The sequence below is a fragment of the Liquorilactobacillus oeni DSM 19972 genome (assembly GCF_001436275.1).
GTDB classification, from domain to species: domain Bacteria; phylum Bacillota; class Bacilli; order Lactobacillales; family Lactobacillaceae; genus Liquorilactobacillus; species Liquorilactobacillus oeni.
In genome coordinates, this window is the sequence record NZ_AZEH01000020.1 from 1 (window position 1) to 15,993 (window position 15,993).

Annotated in this window: 15 protein-coding genes and 1 riboswitch; of the genes, 4 read left to right on the forward strand and 11 right to left on the reverse strand. The window is 38.0% G+C overall.

Going from position 1 to position 15,993, the window contains the following annotated elements:
- Positions 1–614: 614 nt before the first annotated feature.
- The 4 genes from serS to FD46_RS01155 form a co-directional block, all read right to left on the reverse strand.
- Positions 615–1,883, reverse strand: coding sequence for a serine--tRNA ligase (serS, locus tag FD46_RS01135; protein ID WP_057895350.1), 1,269 nt, complete (start codon positions 1,881–1,883; stop codon positions 615–617).
- Positions 1,884–2,188: 305 nt separating this feature from the next.
- Positions 2,189–3,649 carry an amino acid permease gene (locus FD46_RS01145; RefSeq protein WP_057895352.1) on the reverse strand — a complete coding sequence of 487 codons (1,461 nt, stop codon included), beginning with the start codon at positions 3,647–3,649 and terminating at the stop codon, positions 2,189–2,191.
- Positions 3,650–3,809: 160 nt separating this feature from the next.
- A riboswitch (Lysine riboswitch) is annotated at positions 3,810–3,983 on the reverse strand.
- A gap of 63 nt (positions 3,984–4,046) precedes the next feature.
- Positions 4,047–5,732 carry an acetolactate synthase AlsS gene (gene alsS, locus FD46_RS01150; RefSeq protein WP_057895353.1) on the reverse strand — a complete coding sequence of 562 codons (1,686 nt, stop codon included), beginning with the start codon at positions 5,730–5,732 and terminating at the stop codon, positions 4,047–4,049.
- 211 nt (positions 5,733–5,943) lie between these two features.
- Positions 5,944–6,474, reverse strand: a complete 531-nt coding sequence (locus FD46_RS01155; protein ID WP_057895354.1) for a GNAT family N-acetyltransferase — start codon at positions 6,472–6,474, stop codon at positions 5,944–5,946.
- Positions 6,475–6,711: 237 nt separating this feature from the next.
- Between FD46_RS01155 and FD46_RS01160 the strand changes: the two genes are divergently transcribed.
- From FD46_RS01160 to FD46_RS01175, 4 genes are all read left to right on the forward strand, one after another.
- Complete coding sequence (locus FD46_RS01160; RefSeq protein ID WP_057895355.1) at positions 6,712–7,554, forward strand: sulfite exporter TauE/SafE family protein; 843 nt, start codon at positions 6,712–6,714, stop codon at positions 7,552–7,554.
- A gap of 1 nt (position 7,555) precedes the next feature.
- A complete protein-coding gene (locus FD46_RS01165; protein WP_057895356.1) occupies positions 7,556–7,930 on the forward strand; it encodes a DUF1634 domain-containing protein in 375 nt (124 codons plus the stop codon).
- A gap of 40 nt (positions 7,931–7,970) precedes the next feature.
- The gene (locus FD46_RS01170) at positions 7,971–9,038 is read left to right on the forward strand and encodes an LCP family protein (protein WP_057895357.1); all 1,068 of its coding nucleotides are present in this window, start codon (positions 7,971–7,973) and stop codon (positions 9,036–9,038) included.
- Positions 9,039–9,416: 378 nt separating this feature from the next.
- Positions 9,417–9,689 carry a hypothetical protein gene (locus tag FD46_RS01175; protein WP_057895358.1) on the forward strand — a complete coding sequence of 91 codons (273 nt, stop codon included), beginning with the start codon at positions 9,417–9,419 and terminating at the stop codon, positions 9,687–9,689.
- 193 nt (positions 9,690–9,882) lie between these two features.
- On the opposite strand, the gene FD46_RS01180 is transcribed toward FD46_RS01175, so the two are convergent.
- The 7 genes from FD46_RS01180 to FD46_RS01210 form a co-directional block, all read right to left on the reverse strand.
- The gene (locus tag FD46_RS01180) at positions 9,883–10,539 is read right to left on the reverse strand and encodes an ABC transporter ATP-binding protein (RefSeq protein WP_057895359.1); all 657 of its coding nucleotides are present in this window, start codon (positions 10,537–10,539) and stop codon (positions 9,883–9,885) included.
- Positions 10,540–10,552: 13 nt separating this feature from the next.
- The gene (locus FD46_RS01185) at positions 10,553–11,980 is read right to left on the reverse strand and encodes an ABC transporter permease (protein ID WP_057895360.1); all 1,428 of its coding nucleotides are present in this window, start codon (positions 11,978–11,980) and stop codon (positions 10,553–10,555) included.
- A gap of 481 nt (positions 11,981–12,461) precedes the next feature.
- Positions 12,462–12,899: a threonine/serine exporter family protein gene (locus FD46_RS01190; protein WP_057895361.1), complete on the reverse strand. Its 438-nt coding sequence runs from the start codon at positions 12,897–12,899 to the stop codon at positions 12,462–12,464.
- A 15-nt stretch (positions 12,900–12,914) separates the two neighbouring features.
- Positions 12,915–13,658 (reverse strand): threonine/serine exporter family protein, encoded by a 744-nt coding sequence (locus FD46_RS01195; RefSeq protein WP_057895362.1) that lies wholly within the window; start codon positions 13,656–13,658, stop codon positions 12,915–12,917.
- 68 nt (positions 13,659–13,726) lie between these two features.
- The gene (locus tag FD46_RS01200) at positions 13,727–14,896 is read right to left on the reverse strand and encodes an MFS transporter (protein ID WP_057895363.1); all 1,170 of its coding nucleotides are present in this window, start codon (positions 14,894–14,896) and stop codon (positions 13,727–13,729) included.
- A gap of 67 nt (positions 14,897–14,963) precedes the next feature.
- A complete protein-coding gene (locus FD46_RS01205) occupies positions 14,964–15,164 on the reverse strand; it encodes a cold-shock protein (protein WP_054757709.1) in 201 nt (66 codons plus the stop codon).
- 169 nt (positions 15,165–15,333) lie between these two features.
- Positions 15,334–15,981, reverse strand: a complete 648-nt coding sequence (locus FD46_RS01210; protein WP_057895364.1) for a metal-dependent transcriptional regulator — start codon at positions 15,979–15,981, stop codon at positions 15,334–15,336.
- Between the last annotated feature and the right edge of the window lie 12 nt (positions 15,982–15,993).

Sequence of the window (15,993 nt, forward strand, 5' to 3'; positions counted from 1 at the left end):
AAGAGCCCTGCACATTTGATTTGTCGAAACTTTGTTCAGTTTTCAAAGGTCTACTTCTATAAGACACAGTTTATAATTATATAACTAATATTATTAAGTGTCAATATATTTTTTCACTTTACCACTCGCAGTCAACAGTCAATAACATGATTATTGCTTGCAATGATAAGGTTTGTTGAACAACTACCGTCATTAGCAACAATGAATATCATACCAACTAAACCGTCTTCCGTCAACAACTTTTTTTATTTTTTATTCATCAATATTTTTAACAAAGTTTTTCAGTTTAATATTCCTAGAATAAAGCACATATCTATATACTTAGAATCACATATTAAAAAAACAGGATATTCTATAAAACCAGAACACAAAGGAAAATGCGCTAATTGCAGATTAAAACGAAGAGGGTGTGCCAATAGTCGTTAGACTTTGAGTATTAACTGCTAATTACGAACATAGTCCGAATTTGACTATGAGTAATTTGTGGTTAAGCAGAAAAGACTGACTATTGAAACACATTGATATGAAATTGCAAAAGAGTCCAAAAAAACTGAGCCAAAACATAAGTTTTGACTCAGCCTCTTCCATATTTAAATTAGAATTCAAAGACATTCTTATTTAATCAAGGCCAATCCGCTCATATAAGGTCTTAATACTTCAGGAACAGTTACCGTGCCATCTTCATTTTGGTAATTTTCCAAAATAGCAGCCACAGTTCTACCAACTGCTAAACCAGATCCATTAAGTGTGTGTACAAATTCAAGTTTTCCTTCTTCATTACGATACTGAATGTGCGCGCGTCTTGCCTGAAAATCCTCACAATTAGAACAACTTGAAATTTCGCGATACATATTTTGTGCTGGTATCCAGACTTCAAGATCATGAGTCATCGCAGCCGAGAAGCCCATGTCTCCAGTAGAAAGAGTAATAATGTGATAAGCCAAACCTAATTTTTCAAGAATACTGCCTGCATTTTCAGTCATTTTTTCAAGTTCATTATATGATTCTGCCGGCTTCGTATACTTAACCATTTCTACTTTATTAAACTGATGCAGCCTGATTAAACCTCGTGTGTCTCGTCCAGCACTCCCGGCCTCTGATCTGAAAGAAGGCGACAAGGCGGTGAAATAAACAGGCAATTTTTCAGTAGGAATAACTTCATCGCGATAGTAATTAGTCAGCGGAACTTCCGCTGTTGGGATCAAAGTTAAATCTTGATTTTCAATCTGAAAAACATCTTCTTTAAATTTAGGAAATTGACTAGTTCCATACATCGAAGCACCGTTTACAAGATATGGCGGAATCACTTCAGTGTAACCTTCTTTGCTATGTTCATCCAACATAAAATTATAGACTGCACGTTCAAGCTTAGCACCTAAACCGATGTAATAAACAAACCTGCTGCCTGAAACTTTTGCCCCACGTTCAAAGTCTAAAATACCAAGTTTTTCGCCGATTTCCCAATGAGGTTTTGGTTTAAAATCAAACTCAGGAAGTTTTCCAACTACCTTAATTTCAATATTAGCGCCTTCATCAACGCCGACTGGAATTGTGGGGTTTGGTAAATTAGGCAACCGAGCAGCAATTTCTTGAACTTCTTTTTCTGCTTGTACTAATTTTTCATCCAATTCCTTAATCTGGATGCCTACTTCCCTCATAGAAGCAATCTGTTCAGCTGCACCTTTTTTCCCTCTCTTGGCAGCAGCAATTGCCTGTGAAACTTCATTTCTTTTCTGCTTCAACGTCTCCGTTTGAACGACAAGTTCACGTCTTTGTTTATCCCGCTGTATCAATTTGTCAATTGTTTCTGCTTTTACTCCACGTGTAGCAAGCCGTTTTTTGAAGTCATCAGTATGCAGTCTTATCAGTTTAACATCTAACACGATAAATCCCTCCTAAAAAATAAATAAAGAGCCTTCTCATCCCAATAATTGGGACGAAAAGGCTCTAATTTCGCGGTACCACCCAAGTTCGGCAAAAAGCCGCACTCAATAAAATTAACGGTTACCCGTGCAGTGTTAACTGCCCATACTACGAACGCTGGAATTTCAACTTCATGGTTTGCACCGACCACCATGTCTCTTAATGTCTACTTATGGCGAACTCTGACGTTTTATAAATATTATGCTATTATTCTAACCTTGCCCTCCAAAAATAGCAAGTTTTCATCGTCAGTAAAAATAATTTTTTATTCCTTGTGTACCGTGTGCGGTGTCAGATCAACTTTTTCAAGCGGAATAAGTTTAGTATGATATTTTATCTTATAAAAAAGGTACAAAATAATGAATAATGGAATACTCATATAGCTGACCCCGATTGCCTGCCAGTCCCAATTGGCAAAAGATTTAAGGTCTTGCCCGACTATCACAAGAATACATAAAATCAATGATAACAACGGTCCAAACGGAAAAAGTTTTGCACGGTAACGAAGCTGATCAAGCGATTTCCCCTGTTTTTTAAAAGCCCTTCTGAAACGATAATGCGCAAGTGCGATTCCTAGCCATGCAATAAATCCGGTCAACCCACTAGCGCTCAGCAAGAAGGTATATATCCTATTACCATAAATACCTGCTAAAAAAGTCAATAAGCCGACAAAAGTTGTTCCCAAAAGTGCAAATACAGGAATACCGCGATTATTCAAGAGACCAAAAACACGTGGTGCCTTGCCGCCCTTTGCCAATGAATAAAGCATTCTGGTTGAAGCATACATTCCAGAATTAGCAGCAGATATCACAGAAGTCAAAATAACTGCATTCATCACACTAGCAGCTGAAGCCAGTCCTGCTCTGCGAAAAACAAGCGTGAAAGGACTAATCGCGATATCTTTCGCATCAGATCCTAGTAAATTAGAACTTGTATAAGGAATCAAGCAGGCAATCACAAAGATAGACAAAATATAAAATAACAATATTCTCCAGAAGACCTGTTTAATGGCCTTAGGGATGCTTTTTTCCGGTGTAGCCGATTCTCCAGCCGTAATTCCAATCAGTTCTGTTCCCTGAAAAGAAAAACCGGCCACAACGAAAACACTTAATATAGTCGGTATTCCACCGGCAAAGGGTGCCTTTCGATAAACAAAGTTTTCAAGACCGACAGCATGACCGCCCATAATACCAAAAATTGTCAAAAAACCAATTATTAAAAAGATAATTACTGTCACTACTTTAATTAATGACATCCAGTATTCAGCTTCTCCAAAAGAAAGCACAGAAAAAGCATTGATAATAAATATCAAAACCAAGGCAGCTGCACTAAAAGTCCAAGTAGGAACATCAGGAAGCCAGAATTTCATAACCAAAGCCACTGTACTGACATCCACTGCCAGTGTAATAGCCCAATTAAACCAATAATTCCAGCCCATAGCAAAACCCATAGCAGGATCAACAAACCTGGTAGAGTATGTAGCAAAAGAACCGGTGACTGGCAAATAAGTAGCCATTTCACCCAGACTGGTCATTAAAAAATAAACCATTATGCCGATTCCGATGTATGCAATAAGTGCTCCGCCTGGACCTGCAGTACTGATTGCAGATCCACTTGCTACAAATAAGCCGGTACCAATACTTCCTCCCAACGCAATCATCGAAAGATGTCGCGTCTTAAGTGCACGTCTGATGTGAGCTTCAGGCCTAGCAGTTGTTGTTTCCATAAAAACCCTCCTTAAAATTAAAGAGGCCTATTATTGTATCAAACCTTAGCACTTCAATTGCTGAAAACACACCTAATAAAGCATAAAATAAAAGCCCTGCAGATAGTTTCCTACCGACAGGACTTCTTAATATTTTTTCGCAACTAAAAATACAAAAGTCATACTCGATAGCTCTCCGCGAAATTCGCGACAGTCTCCAGTCTTTTAAACAGGAGCCCAACACAGTGCTGTTAAAGCAGCACTTGCTTCGGCAAGCTCTCCTTTCACTGTTTTTAAACGATGCTTTACCATCTGAAAACAGTTACTGATATCACTTGCGACCTCTCTTCGATATGGGAATAATTATACTCTAAAAATTTAATGGATTCCAGAAAAGATTTTTCTAAAGAAGCGCAGATTAATGCAGCTGATCTTCCAAGATTTGTTTACCAAGTTCTTGATTAAAGCTGTAATCCACTGGAACATCGACTACAACTGGGCCTTTAGTAGCAAAAGCTTCATCAAGAACACTCTTCAATTCACTTGCTTTATTAACCCGTAAGCCTTTAGCACCAAAGCTCTCAGCATATTTAGCAAAATCAACCGGACCAAATTTAACCCCAGCTGAGACACCATACTTCATTTCTTCTTGGAATTTTACCATATCATAGTTTCCGTCATTCCAAATAATGTGTACAATATTCAAATGCAGACGCACAGCTGTTTCCAAATCTTGACTTGAAAATAGAAAACCACCATCTCCAGAAACGGAAACAATCTGTGTCTTAGGACGGATCAATGCAGCTGCTATTGCCCACGGAAGTGCGACACCTAATGTCTGCATTCCGTTACTAAAGAGCAGATGGCGAGGTTCATAGCTTCTAAAATGACGAGCCATCCAAATATAAAAACTCCCTACATCCACCGTTACAGTCATATCATCTTTAACGTGTTCTTGGAGTTCCTGAATTACACTCAGAGGATGATTCAAAATCTGGCCATCCTTAAGCGCCGGTGCCTCATCTCTTTTTTCAAGTTTATCATGCAGATCTTTTAGGTATTTACGTGAAGTCTCTGGAATTTCATACCCCTTCATATAAGGAACTAAGAAATCAAGTGTCTGGCCAATGTCTCCCACCAATTCTCTTTCCGGCTGGAAGTTTTTATCAACCTGTGCTCTGATAGTATCAATTACTACAATGTTAGCTTTTCCGTCTGAATTCCAGTTGCGTGGTTCATATTCAATCGGATCATAACCGATTGCAATTACTAAATCACTGCGTTTAAGCAGCTGATCTCCTGGCTGATTGCGGAACAATCCAACTCTGCCAAAGAAATCGCCTTCCATATTGCGCGGAATAATTCCTGCGCCTTGGAAAGTTTCAACAACCGGCAAATGTGTTTCAGAAATTAAATCACGAATTGCTTTTGTTGTTTCAGGTGATGAAGCACGCATCCCTAATAATAGCACCGGCAGCTGCGCAGTCTTAATACGCTGTGCCAAAAGTGTAGATTCAATTGGGCTTGCGGGCCCCAGCTTAGGAGAAATAAGGGGCTTGATGACTTTCGTTTTAACTTCGGCATCCGTTACGTCCTGCGGTACTGAGACAAAACCTGCCCCTTGCTTACCAGCTTCAGCTTCTTGGTAGGCATTTGCAATTACTTCAGAAATATTTTCCGGATCCTGAACCTCAGCGCTGAATTTAGTAATTGGTGCAAATAAAGCCGCATTATCCATACTTTGATGAGTCAAGCGCAGTAAATCAGCACGCTGAACTTGTCCTGAAATGGCAAGTACCGGATCACCTTCGGCTGTTGCAGTTACCAACCCGGTTGCTAAATTGCTTGCACCTGGACCCGATGTTGTTACTACCACACCAGGTTTGCCTGTAATACGTCCAATCCCAGCTGCCATAAAAGCTGCATTCTGTTCGTGGCGTGTCAAAACCAGCTTAGGCGCTTTAGGATTAACTGGTTTGTCAAGACGTTCAAATACTCGGTCTACTTTAGCACCCGGAATACCAAAGACGTACTTGACATCATGATTAACAAGGCTGTCGATGATCGCATCTGCCCCGTAATATTTTTTGCTGTCTTCCATCATTAAAACTTCCTTTGCTTAACTGTCTGTTGGATCAGTTGTTCTGTAAAAATACAACAAATTCAAGCCTTATGATATCATTGCCAAATTACAAATACTAGCTTGTTTTTTTCTTGTGAAGAAGATAATTAAACTAATATACTAGTATTCTTCAAGACTATCCTGAAAGCATTCTCAAAAAAATATGTCTTGTTAAAGTTTTAACGTTAGCTTTTCAGTATATACGCTCTTTTTCATCCAATTTTTTATAGTAGACAATTGCTTTTTCCTGTTGCAAAAAATTCTTCCAAAAGGGCAGCGTGATGAGATCCCGAGCTATAAATTCATTTTTTTCCAATACACGTGCCGATGCTGGATTACTTATAGCAACAAAGGCCTCAATCTCCATTATTCCTATATGTCTTGCGTAAATGACCATTTTCTCAATCGCATTCGTTATAATGCCTTGATTCCAATAATTTTTGTTAAGAGCATACCCCAGCGTGCGCTTTGCTGAAAGTATTTCACCTGAAGCCGACACTGTTTCATATAAGCAAATGTTTCCAATAACTTTTTGTGTAGCTTCTTCCTCAATTACCCATGAAAACTTGTTGTCCAAAAACTTCATGAAAGAAAGTGCATCTTCTTTAGTGCGGCACTGTTTAAAACCTGCTCCTTGAGCCACTTCCTTTTGCGACCCATAAGAAAACAAGTCTGCCAAATCTTGCTCTCTCACTCGCCGTAAATGAATCTGTTTCTTTTTCAAAATATCAGCCTTTCTTTTTAAGTTTTTTAATTTTCATCATTATTTGCTTTGTAAAAGCTTTATTCTTTCACTGTAGACTTAATTACTAGATACATACAGCATTTATTAATTTTACCGCTGCCTTTTTATATTATATGTTACCCTTCATGAAGAACTTAATTTGTTGTTTTTCAGATTAACTAAACAGTGGTACTCTAAACTAGCAAATACTCATCTTTTAAAGGAGCTCTAACTATTATGTCAAATGATATTCTGATTTTACTACTAATCGGACTTTTTGCTGGTATCATGGGTGCCATCCTCGGGCTGGGTGGCGGCATTATTATCACTCCCATTGTCACATTAGGCTTAGGATTAAATATTAAATATGCTATCGGTGCCAGTATTATTGCAGTAATCGCCACAAGTTCAGGAGCCACTATTGCATTTTTAAAAGACGATGTCTTGAATCTGCGTGTAGCGATGTTCCTCGAAATTGCTACCACTATTGGGGCAATTACAGGCGCAATCTTAACCGGTGTCATCAATCCTTCATTCCTTTATGTACTTTTTGGAAGCCTGCTTATTTTTTCAAGCTGGAACATGCTGCGCAAGTTGAGAGCTGGAAAAGAGGTTTTGAAACTGACACAGCCGGATAAAACAGCTTTACGTTTCAAATTAAATGCCAGCTATTATGACAAAAATCTAAAGAAAAAAATTGACTACCAAGTTGAACATATTCCTGCTGGATTAAGCATCATGTTTGGAGCGGGAATTGCAAGCGGAATGCTTGGGATCGGTTCAGGAGCATTTAAAGTCATGGCACTGGATAATGCAATGAGAATGCCCCTTAAACCTGCAAGTGCAACCAGCAACTTGATGATGGGTGTAACTGCGGCTGCAAGTGCAACTGTCTACTTTTTCAACGGTTCTATCAGACCAGATGTAGCTGTGCCGCTGGCTTTAGGAATTCTCGTAGGCGCAGTCTTAGGCAGTAGAATCATGCAATTGTTGCCTTCAAAAGTGATCAGGGGAATCTTTATCCCAGTACTTCTTTACCTTGGTTTACAAATGATCTTAAAGGGAACGGGGGTCATTTAAAATGGCAAAAAGAAAAGTCACAGTTACAGTTGAAATGAAAGAAATTGAAGTTATAATCGGAAAAATTATGCGTATTGGGGTCATCTTTGCTGCCTTATTGATGATTTGCGGTCTTCTGCTTTTTTACACTACTGGTAAAAGCGGTTATCCAGACAATGTATTTCCAACTGCACTTACTCAAGTCTTCTACGGTTTGCTGCAGCTTAAAGCATACGCTTATATGATGGCAGGAATCTTCGCTTTAATTCTAACCCCTGTCTTACGGGTTGTGGTTTCCATATACGCATTTTGGAAAGAACGAGATTTTCTCTATGTTTATATCACAACAGCAGTTTTTGTTATTTTAATTATCAGTTACCTGATTGGTCATCGTTGATAATATTTGCTAAAATATGAATATTTAGAACTTAAAGGAGATGTTTACTGTGGATAATCAAAATAAAATGGAACGCTCAAAACACAGTGAACGTGTTCATTCAAAAGGAAGAAAATCCCAAGGACACAGCAGAAAAAGGAAAACGTATTTCACTTTTTTCCTGCTCATCTTCGTTTTTATACTTGGGTTTATTCTTTTTACCTTGAACAATACATACCAAAATGCCAGAAAGACAGCAACTGCTATCTACAGTCCCAACCAAATAACCAAGGTACGCAACCCAGAAACATTATTAAAAAATGGGCACCCGATTTCACTGTTATTGCTGGGTACTGATACTGGTGCTTTAGGACGTAACTTCAAGGGACGAACAGATACTATGATCATCATGATCCTTGACCCTGCAAATAAAAAAATGACCGTAGTCAGCCTGCCGCGTGACGGTCTTGTTGCAGTCAGCGGTTATAAACAGCATTATCCCAGTAAATTAAATTCTGCTTATGATTTTGGAGGCTCTGCCACTGCCGTATCAACAGTTCAACAATATCTCAATGTTCCAATTGACTTTTATGCTACGATAAACATGGGCGGGCTTGAGAATCTTGTCAATGCAGTTGGCGGGATTACAATCAAACCATTATTAACTTTCAGTTATGGAGGGTACTCCTTTACCAAGAACAAAGAAACACATATGAACGGCGCACAAGCACTTGCATATGTTCGAATGCGTTATAGTGACCCTCAAGGCGACTATGGACGGCAGCAAAGGCAAAGGCAAGTACTGACAACCGTTGCCTTCAGCGCTACAAAACTGCAAGTCCTATTAAAAAAACAGTTTTTCACTGAGCTAAAAAAACAGTTAAAAACCGATCTTAGCTTTAATGATTTTATTTTGCTTGGGCTAAAATATCGAGTAGCTACGCATAATCTTATATCTGATCATGCTCAAGGAGACTCCGCTATGATTGATTCACAGTCATTTGAAGTTGTACCTGAGAAAGAAAAGCAGCGTATAACAGACCTATTACGTTCATCTCTTGGCCTTGAGAGTGCTAAGACAGGCAATACACTGCAACATTCTCAAAAGATAGACACTAACTTTAAGTAGTGTGTAAAAAGCAGTGTTAATGAAAGCAAGAAGTCGCATGGTAAAAGTTATATTCTACCTTTACCGAGTTAATTATCCATAATTATTTTTAAGCAAAAAAATCCATATTTAATTAGGTTCTATCAGTAAGGTAAGTGTACAAGTAGTTGAAAGCCTTCTAATACTAATGATGAATTAATCGTTAGACGGAAAGACTCACTATTAAAACACTCACCTTATTTTTTAAAGACCTGTCCGTTATTTTTAAAAATGTTTCTTAATTTAATCCGCATTTTTTGACTTTGAATGCTCTATATGTATTTGCTTTTTATTGACAATCAAAAAAAAACAAGTATATTTAGTTTTGGAGTAAGCGTTTTCAAAAAGGAGGAACTATCTATGAATGATAATAACTATCGTGCTTGGCTGGAGGGTACTCCCCACATATATGAGATTAACTTTGAAAAAAGTGTCCTAGCACCGCAAATCGAAAATTTTCCTGAAGTTACCCGGCTAGGCAGCTTTAAAGATGTCCGCCACAAATATTGGCTCATAGAATCTACTATTCCAGATATAAACCTGTTTGAGCAATGCTTTATTGCTATAATGAAAAAGCATCGTGTTCCCACAGAAAACTATAAAATCAGCCAACTGCAAAGCGTCAGCCGCTAGAAATTTCTAAAACAAACATATTTTTCTTTGTACATTTGAATAGAAAATCAAAATAATTTAAAAACGGAATTCTTCAACAGCGCTAAACAATAAAAGCAATTAAATTACAACTTTTATTGTTCAAACTTAGTTATAGAAGAATTCCGTTTTATATATATTCATGTGCAAAACTGTTTTACTGCCATTCTTTAGTTCAAACGTATTCGAATTTTTTTTGATGAAGTTCGATTACAGAATCACAAGCCTTCGCAACATCCAGCTCATGAGTTACAAGTATCACACACTTTTGCTGTTCATGTGCTATCTTCTGCAAAAGACTTAAAACATCTTTTGTGCTTGTCTCATCTAAATTTCCAGTTGGCTCATCCGCTACTACTAACTGAGCATCGCAGCACATTGTCCGCACAATTGCCACTCTTTGCTGCTGTCCTCCAGATAGACGGGAAACCCTTCTTTTAGCACTTGCTTCATCGATTCCAACCTGGTCCAGCATCTCTAATACGTATTTTTTATTTCCTGCATTCTTGGAACCTGTTATGGACATTGCTGTTAAAATATTCTCAATTGCCGACATGTAGGAAAATAGATTATATGATTGAAAAACCATTGAGACACATTTTTTCCTATAATTTAACAAACCAATTTTTGAAAGTTCTCTTCCATTGAATTCAATTGACCCTTCACTAGGTCTGGCAAGCCCTGCTATCAAGGACAAAAAAGTTGTTTTTCCAGATCCGCTTTTGCCTATTATTGAGTAAAGCCGTCCTTTTAAAAATTCAAGGTTGACATTTTCAAACAATTTATTTTCAGCATCTCCGTACCAATATCCAACTCTATTTGTTTTTAGCATTAAATAACCTCCTCTATGAAATTAAAATTCGTCTCGGTTCCAACAATAAAACATTAATTGTTCCCAATAAGGTAGCTAGTAAAATAATAAATAACCCAAACCCTAATAACTTAAGAAAAGCTGCCAAACTAATATTTACATCTAAACTTTGAAGTTGCTTATTTTGTCCTATTCCTTTCCGATTTGCATTCCCAACATTAGCTTGTCCCTGACTTAACCCACTCCCTCCAGCTTGCGGCCCTTGATTTTGATTTGAGCCAACCGTCAGCGAACTTGTTGCCGATGTAGTTTGTTGTATCAATTGATTGGAAACTGTATTGCCCAAAAATTTACCGCCAATTAAAGCAACAATACTTGAAACCGCCATAATTAACAAAAGCTCACTGAAAAATTGGGCAATCACTTTCCATCTCTTTTCACCTAAGGACAGTAAAACTCCAATTTCATACCTTCGTTCACGAACCATTAAAATAACAATGAGAGCCAAAATGATTGTGCCAGCTATGCCAACTAACCAAACAATTTTATTTGCAAAAGAACTGACATTATTCAATGGTGTCAGAATTGAGCGATAAGTACTATCATCAGCAGTCAATGCAAATTTTGAAGAACTAAGTTGTTTTTTTGCACTTTTAATGAACTTTTTAGCATTGGCAGGATTATTCATAGTAAAAGTTACTGAGGTTGCTTTCCCGCTTGTACCCTTAATACTATTAACTTTTTCAACCGAAGAATAAATAGTATTGCTAGGATCATTTTGCATCATACCGAACCCAGAATTCTCAGTAGAGCTAGCCTTGTAAATACCAATAATTTTCAGCTTAGTGACTTTTTTGCTTGTATTTTTAATGCTGATAGTCGAACCAACTTTTAAGTTATTCTCCTTGGCAAGCTGCTTTTCAACAGTCACATTGTTTGTATCTGCATCACTTGCTTTTATTCCTCTTCCTTCAACTATCTTTGACCCTCCACTTGAAAAAGTAGTCAGCTGTGCGGTATTGCTTACTCCAGAGAGGGTAATATCTCCACTCTGTTGTTCTTGAGCACCTGCACCTTGAGGTCCTTGTTGAGAACTTGAAGAGGTTTCAATAGCAGAAAAAGAAGAAGCGTTAACAGATGCACTGTTTGAAATATTATAGCTTTTAACATATCCAGACGATGCAATTTTTTTTGCAGTTGCAATACTGACACTCGGAAGTGTCAACTTAGGCCTAGTACCGCTTTGCCTACTCACTTTTTTAAAGGCTTGCTCGCGGCTCGCAGCAAGTGTAACTGTTGCATTTGCACTTTTCTTTGCGCTTGAAACCGCTGAGTTTGCGGCCTGCTGAATAATAATCCCTGCTAAAACAAACAGCAAAATTGCCGACATTACTAAAAATAATAATAAACTTCTCCCCATTTTCACTTTGACATTCAAAAAAGCACGTTTTACAAAATTCATCAAGCCACCTCCGTGTATTAATCGCTAACAGCTTTAGCAATCGATGAATATAGCTTAAACAAAAAATGTGAATAAAAATAATGTTTTTTGTGACAAATATTTCAAATAATTTGTGAACATACTGAATTTTGTAAAAAATTTCAAAGTCAAAAAAGCAGAAACAAATAGTTCGGTCTCAAGCTCCTTAATCCGTAGATTAAAAGGCAACCAAATAAACACACGTTAAAAACTAAGAGCGGTGTTCTTGAATGCTGATAGCAAATAGCACATAGTCTGATTATGAGTTATGTGCGGTTGAGTCTACTGAAAATATGATAATACAGAAGCTACAAGAGAACACAAAAGGCTGGGCCAAAACATAAGTTTTGACCCAGCCTTAACCTATAGCATGCAAGTTAACGTGTTTAAATAGTTAGCTTTTCAAGTTCATATAAATTCTATAAACCAGCATGCATACTGCTTAACTCTATATGAATAGCCGCTACTTATCGGTAGTCAGCCTAAAGTATGCCCGTGCTATCAACTCAGAAATAAAAAACCCCATTGCAATTGATGCTGCAATCATTATAACCTGTACTAAATAATTAATTGCTCCCAAATCATTTCCAACCGCAAAACTTCGCACAGCTTTATATGCTTGTCCCCCAGGTACAAGCGGAACTAAACTGGGGATATTAAACAGAATCATCGGCATTTTCAAACGCCGGGCCATTACCATGGAACTAAGCCCGATTATCAATGCTCCCATTACGTTTGCAAGCATTGTTCCTGCATTAATATGAGTTCCCAGCAAATATGCCATCCAGCCTAAAACACCGACCCAGCCGCATGAATTTAAAGCACGGTGAGGAATATTCAAAAGAATGCCAAAACCCAGAGTTGCTAAATAACTGCAAACAATATGTACTACTATTCCCATTCCTGCCACCCCGATTTACATAAAACGAAAAACAATTGCAATTCCCATTCCAATTGCACAGGCACTCAACAACGCTTCTAGGGCACGGGCCATTCCGCTTAAAAAATGGCCCGCAAAAATATCACGGACAGCATTGGTGATAGGTACACCAGGTACAAGTGGCATTACGCCCCCAATTGTAATCATATCGACCTGATACCCTAGTCTAAAACGCACACACAAGACCGCAATAATTCCAATTAAAAAGGCACCTAAAAATTCACTGACAAAGCGTACCCGCAAGTGATTATTAATGAAGTAATAACAAGCATAGCCGACTCCACCCGCTAAAGCAGTCGCAAAGAGGTCCTGCCAGTAACCGCCATAAATCAGCATCAAGGTAGTACTGACCACCATAGCAGCTGCCAACTGCAGCCAAAAAGAAAAGTAAGGGCTTGAAATATTTAGCCTAACTAAGCTATCTTTGAATTCTTGAAGAGAAAGCTCTCCTCTTTGAAAAGCACGTGATTTTTGATTTACTGAGGAAACTTTTTCTAAATCAATTGTTCTTTTTTGAATTGGTTCAACTTGGGCAGATTTTTTATCAGGTATCGACATTAAAATACCAGTAGTCGTTTCAAAAATTTTAGGATTTTTAATTCCTGCGTTTCGTGCAATTCTTGTCAGAGTGTCATCTACTCGTGCCATATCCGCTCCATTTTCAATCATAATTTTGCCTGCCAGCAACACAGTTTCAATTATTTGATCATCCCGCTCCATCTTTTCTGCCTGCCTTCATGTCTTTTGAGGCAAATTATCTAACAAAATGTTTTAGAATGCAATTCCTTTTATACTTTTCTTACTGACGTAACAAACATACTAAGAATAACTGAACTTGCAATTAGTACAGCTGTTGCTTCAAAAAGAACTTCGTACGAAGCTGTTTCTATTATGATTCCTCCAAAAAGCGGACCGATCGCGTGCCCTATTGAAGCTGCAATGCTTACATAGCCTTGATACCTGCCCTTTTCACTTTCACTGCTAAGCTCAGCAATGATTGCAGGAAGTGTTGGAAAAGCAATCACTTCACCCAACGTCACAATTACCATCGAAAAGATAAAGTGCTGATAATCTTTGGCAAACACTAAAGATGCAAAACCAATGATAAAAAGTAAAAAACCGCTGTAAACTTTATAATACCTATTTACCTCAAAATGAACTTCAACATAATTAATTAAAGGCTGCCCTAATACGATAATTATTCCATTAACTGTCCATAAATAACTATATTTGTCTAAACCAATTCCTAAAGACTGCATATAAACAGCTAAATTAGATTGCCACTGACTATATCCCAATTGGATTAACAGGTATGCAAGTAACAGTGAAACAGTAATCCAAACAGCATTGATAGGAGTCTTCTTTGCCGCTGGTTGAATTTTTTCACTACCTGAGACTTTATTTTTTTGCGGCGTTTTATAATATTGCTGTGCGATTAGCCAAAAAATAACAAATAAAACGAAGGTCACAACAAAAACAAAACGGATGTTATATTTAACAACAAAACCGACAATGAAAGTTCCTAAAACCACCCCGCAGTTAGCTGCAAAGTACATCATATTGAAAACGTAAGCCGAATCATGTTCTTTAATAGTTGTTGCCAGAGCGTTAATAATAGTGTTGGCAATCGAACCAGCAAATCCATTTATAAGCAATAGAATTGGATAAAATGGCCAGCCGTTGAAAAATATAAGCAGGAACATTGCAACAGTTGAAGCTCCAATTGAACCTAGCAGCCAGGGACGATAGTTATAATGATCATACATGTAACCGCCCAGATAACTTCCGCCAATCATAATTAAAGATTCAACGAACAAAACAATTCCTGCCAGGGTCAGCGTCTTATGCAAATAATCATGCATGTAAACTGTGGTAAGAGGCCAGATAAAACTTGTACCAGTACTTGCAATCAAACTCCCCCAAAGCAGCCAGCCGAGTTTAAGCTTCTTTTGAGTCATCTTCTTTCCCCCAATAAAAAAACCGGAACAGAGCGACAGCCCTGTTCCGGTGATTTCTTTAACTTAATTAGTCTTTATTAACGTTAACAGCCTGTGGGCCGCGGTCGCTTTCTTCAACGTCAAAAGTTACATGTTGGCCTTCGTCTAAAGTCTTGAAGCCGTCACCTTGGATAGCTGAGAAATGTACGAATACATCGCTGCCATCTTCGCGAGTAATAAAACCAAAACCCTTGTCTGCATTAAACCACTTTACTGTACCTTGTTCCATAATAAAAATTCCTCCTTGTGCCTAACAGGCACTATTTCGTAATAGTTGTAATTCTTGATCGGCACAAATGGGGAAAGTTATTTGAAACAATCTAACCACGGTAACCCATACAAAAATACAACTCATAGTATAGCATGCCATTCCTAAAAAAGATAGTACTTAAGGCAAATTATTTTACAAAGATATAATGTGCAGCCTTAAAACTCACATTTGTTTCCTGCCCCGTACGAGCAACTTTAATCTTTACCGGGCCTTCAAAGGGCGCATGTCCTAAAATATGCAGCCTATCGCCTAATTGCAGCTCGATGTCATCAAGGTAAAGCAGAAGGTCGTGGTTGTCTATAAAGCGATCAACAACCACCTCCTGCCCATCATTTGCATCGGCCAATACCTGATGGCTGTCTTCTTGATAATTTCCAGACTTATCCGGGATAACCCCTCCATGAGGACAATGTGTGGGATGTCCTAAAAAAGTGTCCAAATGATCCATTAGATTTCGACTTGCAATATGTTCTAATACTTCTGCATCAGAATGCACATCCTGTAATTTATATCCTAATGCCGAAACCAAAAAAGTTTCCCACAAACGATGCCGCCTCACCAGTTCTTCCGCAACTTTGATACCCTCATGTGTTAATGAAATCCCAGCGTAGGGGGTATGCTCAGCCAGCTTATCCTTTACCAGTTTGCTAACCATCTCAGTTACAGAACCCGCAGCAACATTTAAGCTTAAAGCAATTTGCTTATTTGTAACTTTTTTTTGGGTGCCGCCTAATTCAAAAATTATTTTTAAATAATCTTCTTTTTTTGGAGTCAAGTTTTCCACCTC

What these genes read in the sequence shown, in the direction of transcription:
- FD46_RS01180 (WP_057895359.1), bottom strand. Translation starts at nt 10,539, where the DNA reads ATGCTAAAAACAAATAGAGTTGGATATTGGTACGGAGATGCTGAAAAT.
- FD46_RS01185 (WP_057895360.1), bottom strand. Translation starts at nt 11,980, where the DNA reads ATGAATTTTGTAAAACGTGCTTTTTTGAATGTCAAAGTGAAAATGGGG.
- FD46_RS01165 (WP_057895356.1), top strand. Translation starts at nt 7,556, where the DNA reads ATGGCAAAAAGAAAAGTCACAGTTACAGTTGAAATGAAAGAAATTGAA.
- FD46_RS01200 (WP_057895363.1), bottom strand. Translation starts at nt 14,896, where the DNA reads ATGACTCAAAAGAAGCTTAAACTCGGCTGGCTGCTTTGGGGGAGTTTG.
- FD46_RS01190 (WP_057895361.1), bottom strand. Translation starts at nt 12,899, where the DNA reads ATGGGAATAGTAGTACATATTGTTTGCAGTTATTTAGCAACTCTGGGT.
- FD46_RS01145 (WP_057895352.1), bottom strand. Translation starts at nt 3,649, where the DNA reads ATGGAAACAACAACTGCTAGGCCTGAAGCTCACATCAGACGTGCACTT.
- alsS (WP_057895353.1), bottom strand. Translation starts at nt 5,732, where the DNA reads ATGATGGAAGACAGCAAAAAATATTACGGGGCAGATGCGATCATCGAC.
- FD46_RS01170 (WP_057895357.1), top strand. Translation starts at nt 7,971, where the DNA reads ATGTTTACTGTGGATAATCAAAATAAAATGGAACGCTCAAAACACAGT.
- FD46_RS01195 (WP_057895362.1), bottom strand. Translation starts at nt 13,658, where the DNA reads ATGGAGCGGGATGATCAAATAATTGAAACTGTGTTGCTGGCAGGCAAA.
- FD46_RS01175 (WP_057895358.1), top strand. Translation starts at nt 9,417, where the DNA reads ATGAATGATAATAACTATCGTGCTTGGCTGGAGGGTACTCCCCACATA.
- FD46_RS01205 (WP_054757709.1), bottom strand. Translation starts at nt 15,164, where the DNA reads ATGGAACAAGGTACAGTAAAGTGGTTTAATGCAGACAAGGGTTTTGGT.
- FD46_RS01160 (WP_057895355.1), top strand. Translation starts at nt 6,712, where the DNA reads ATGTCAAATGATATTCTGATTTTACTACTAATCGGACTTTTTGCTGGT.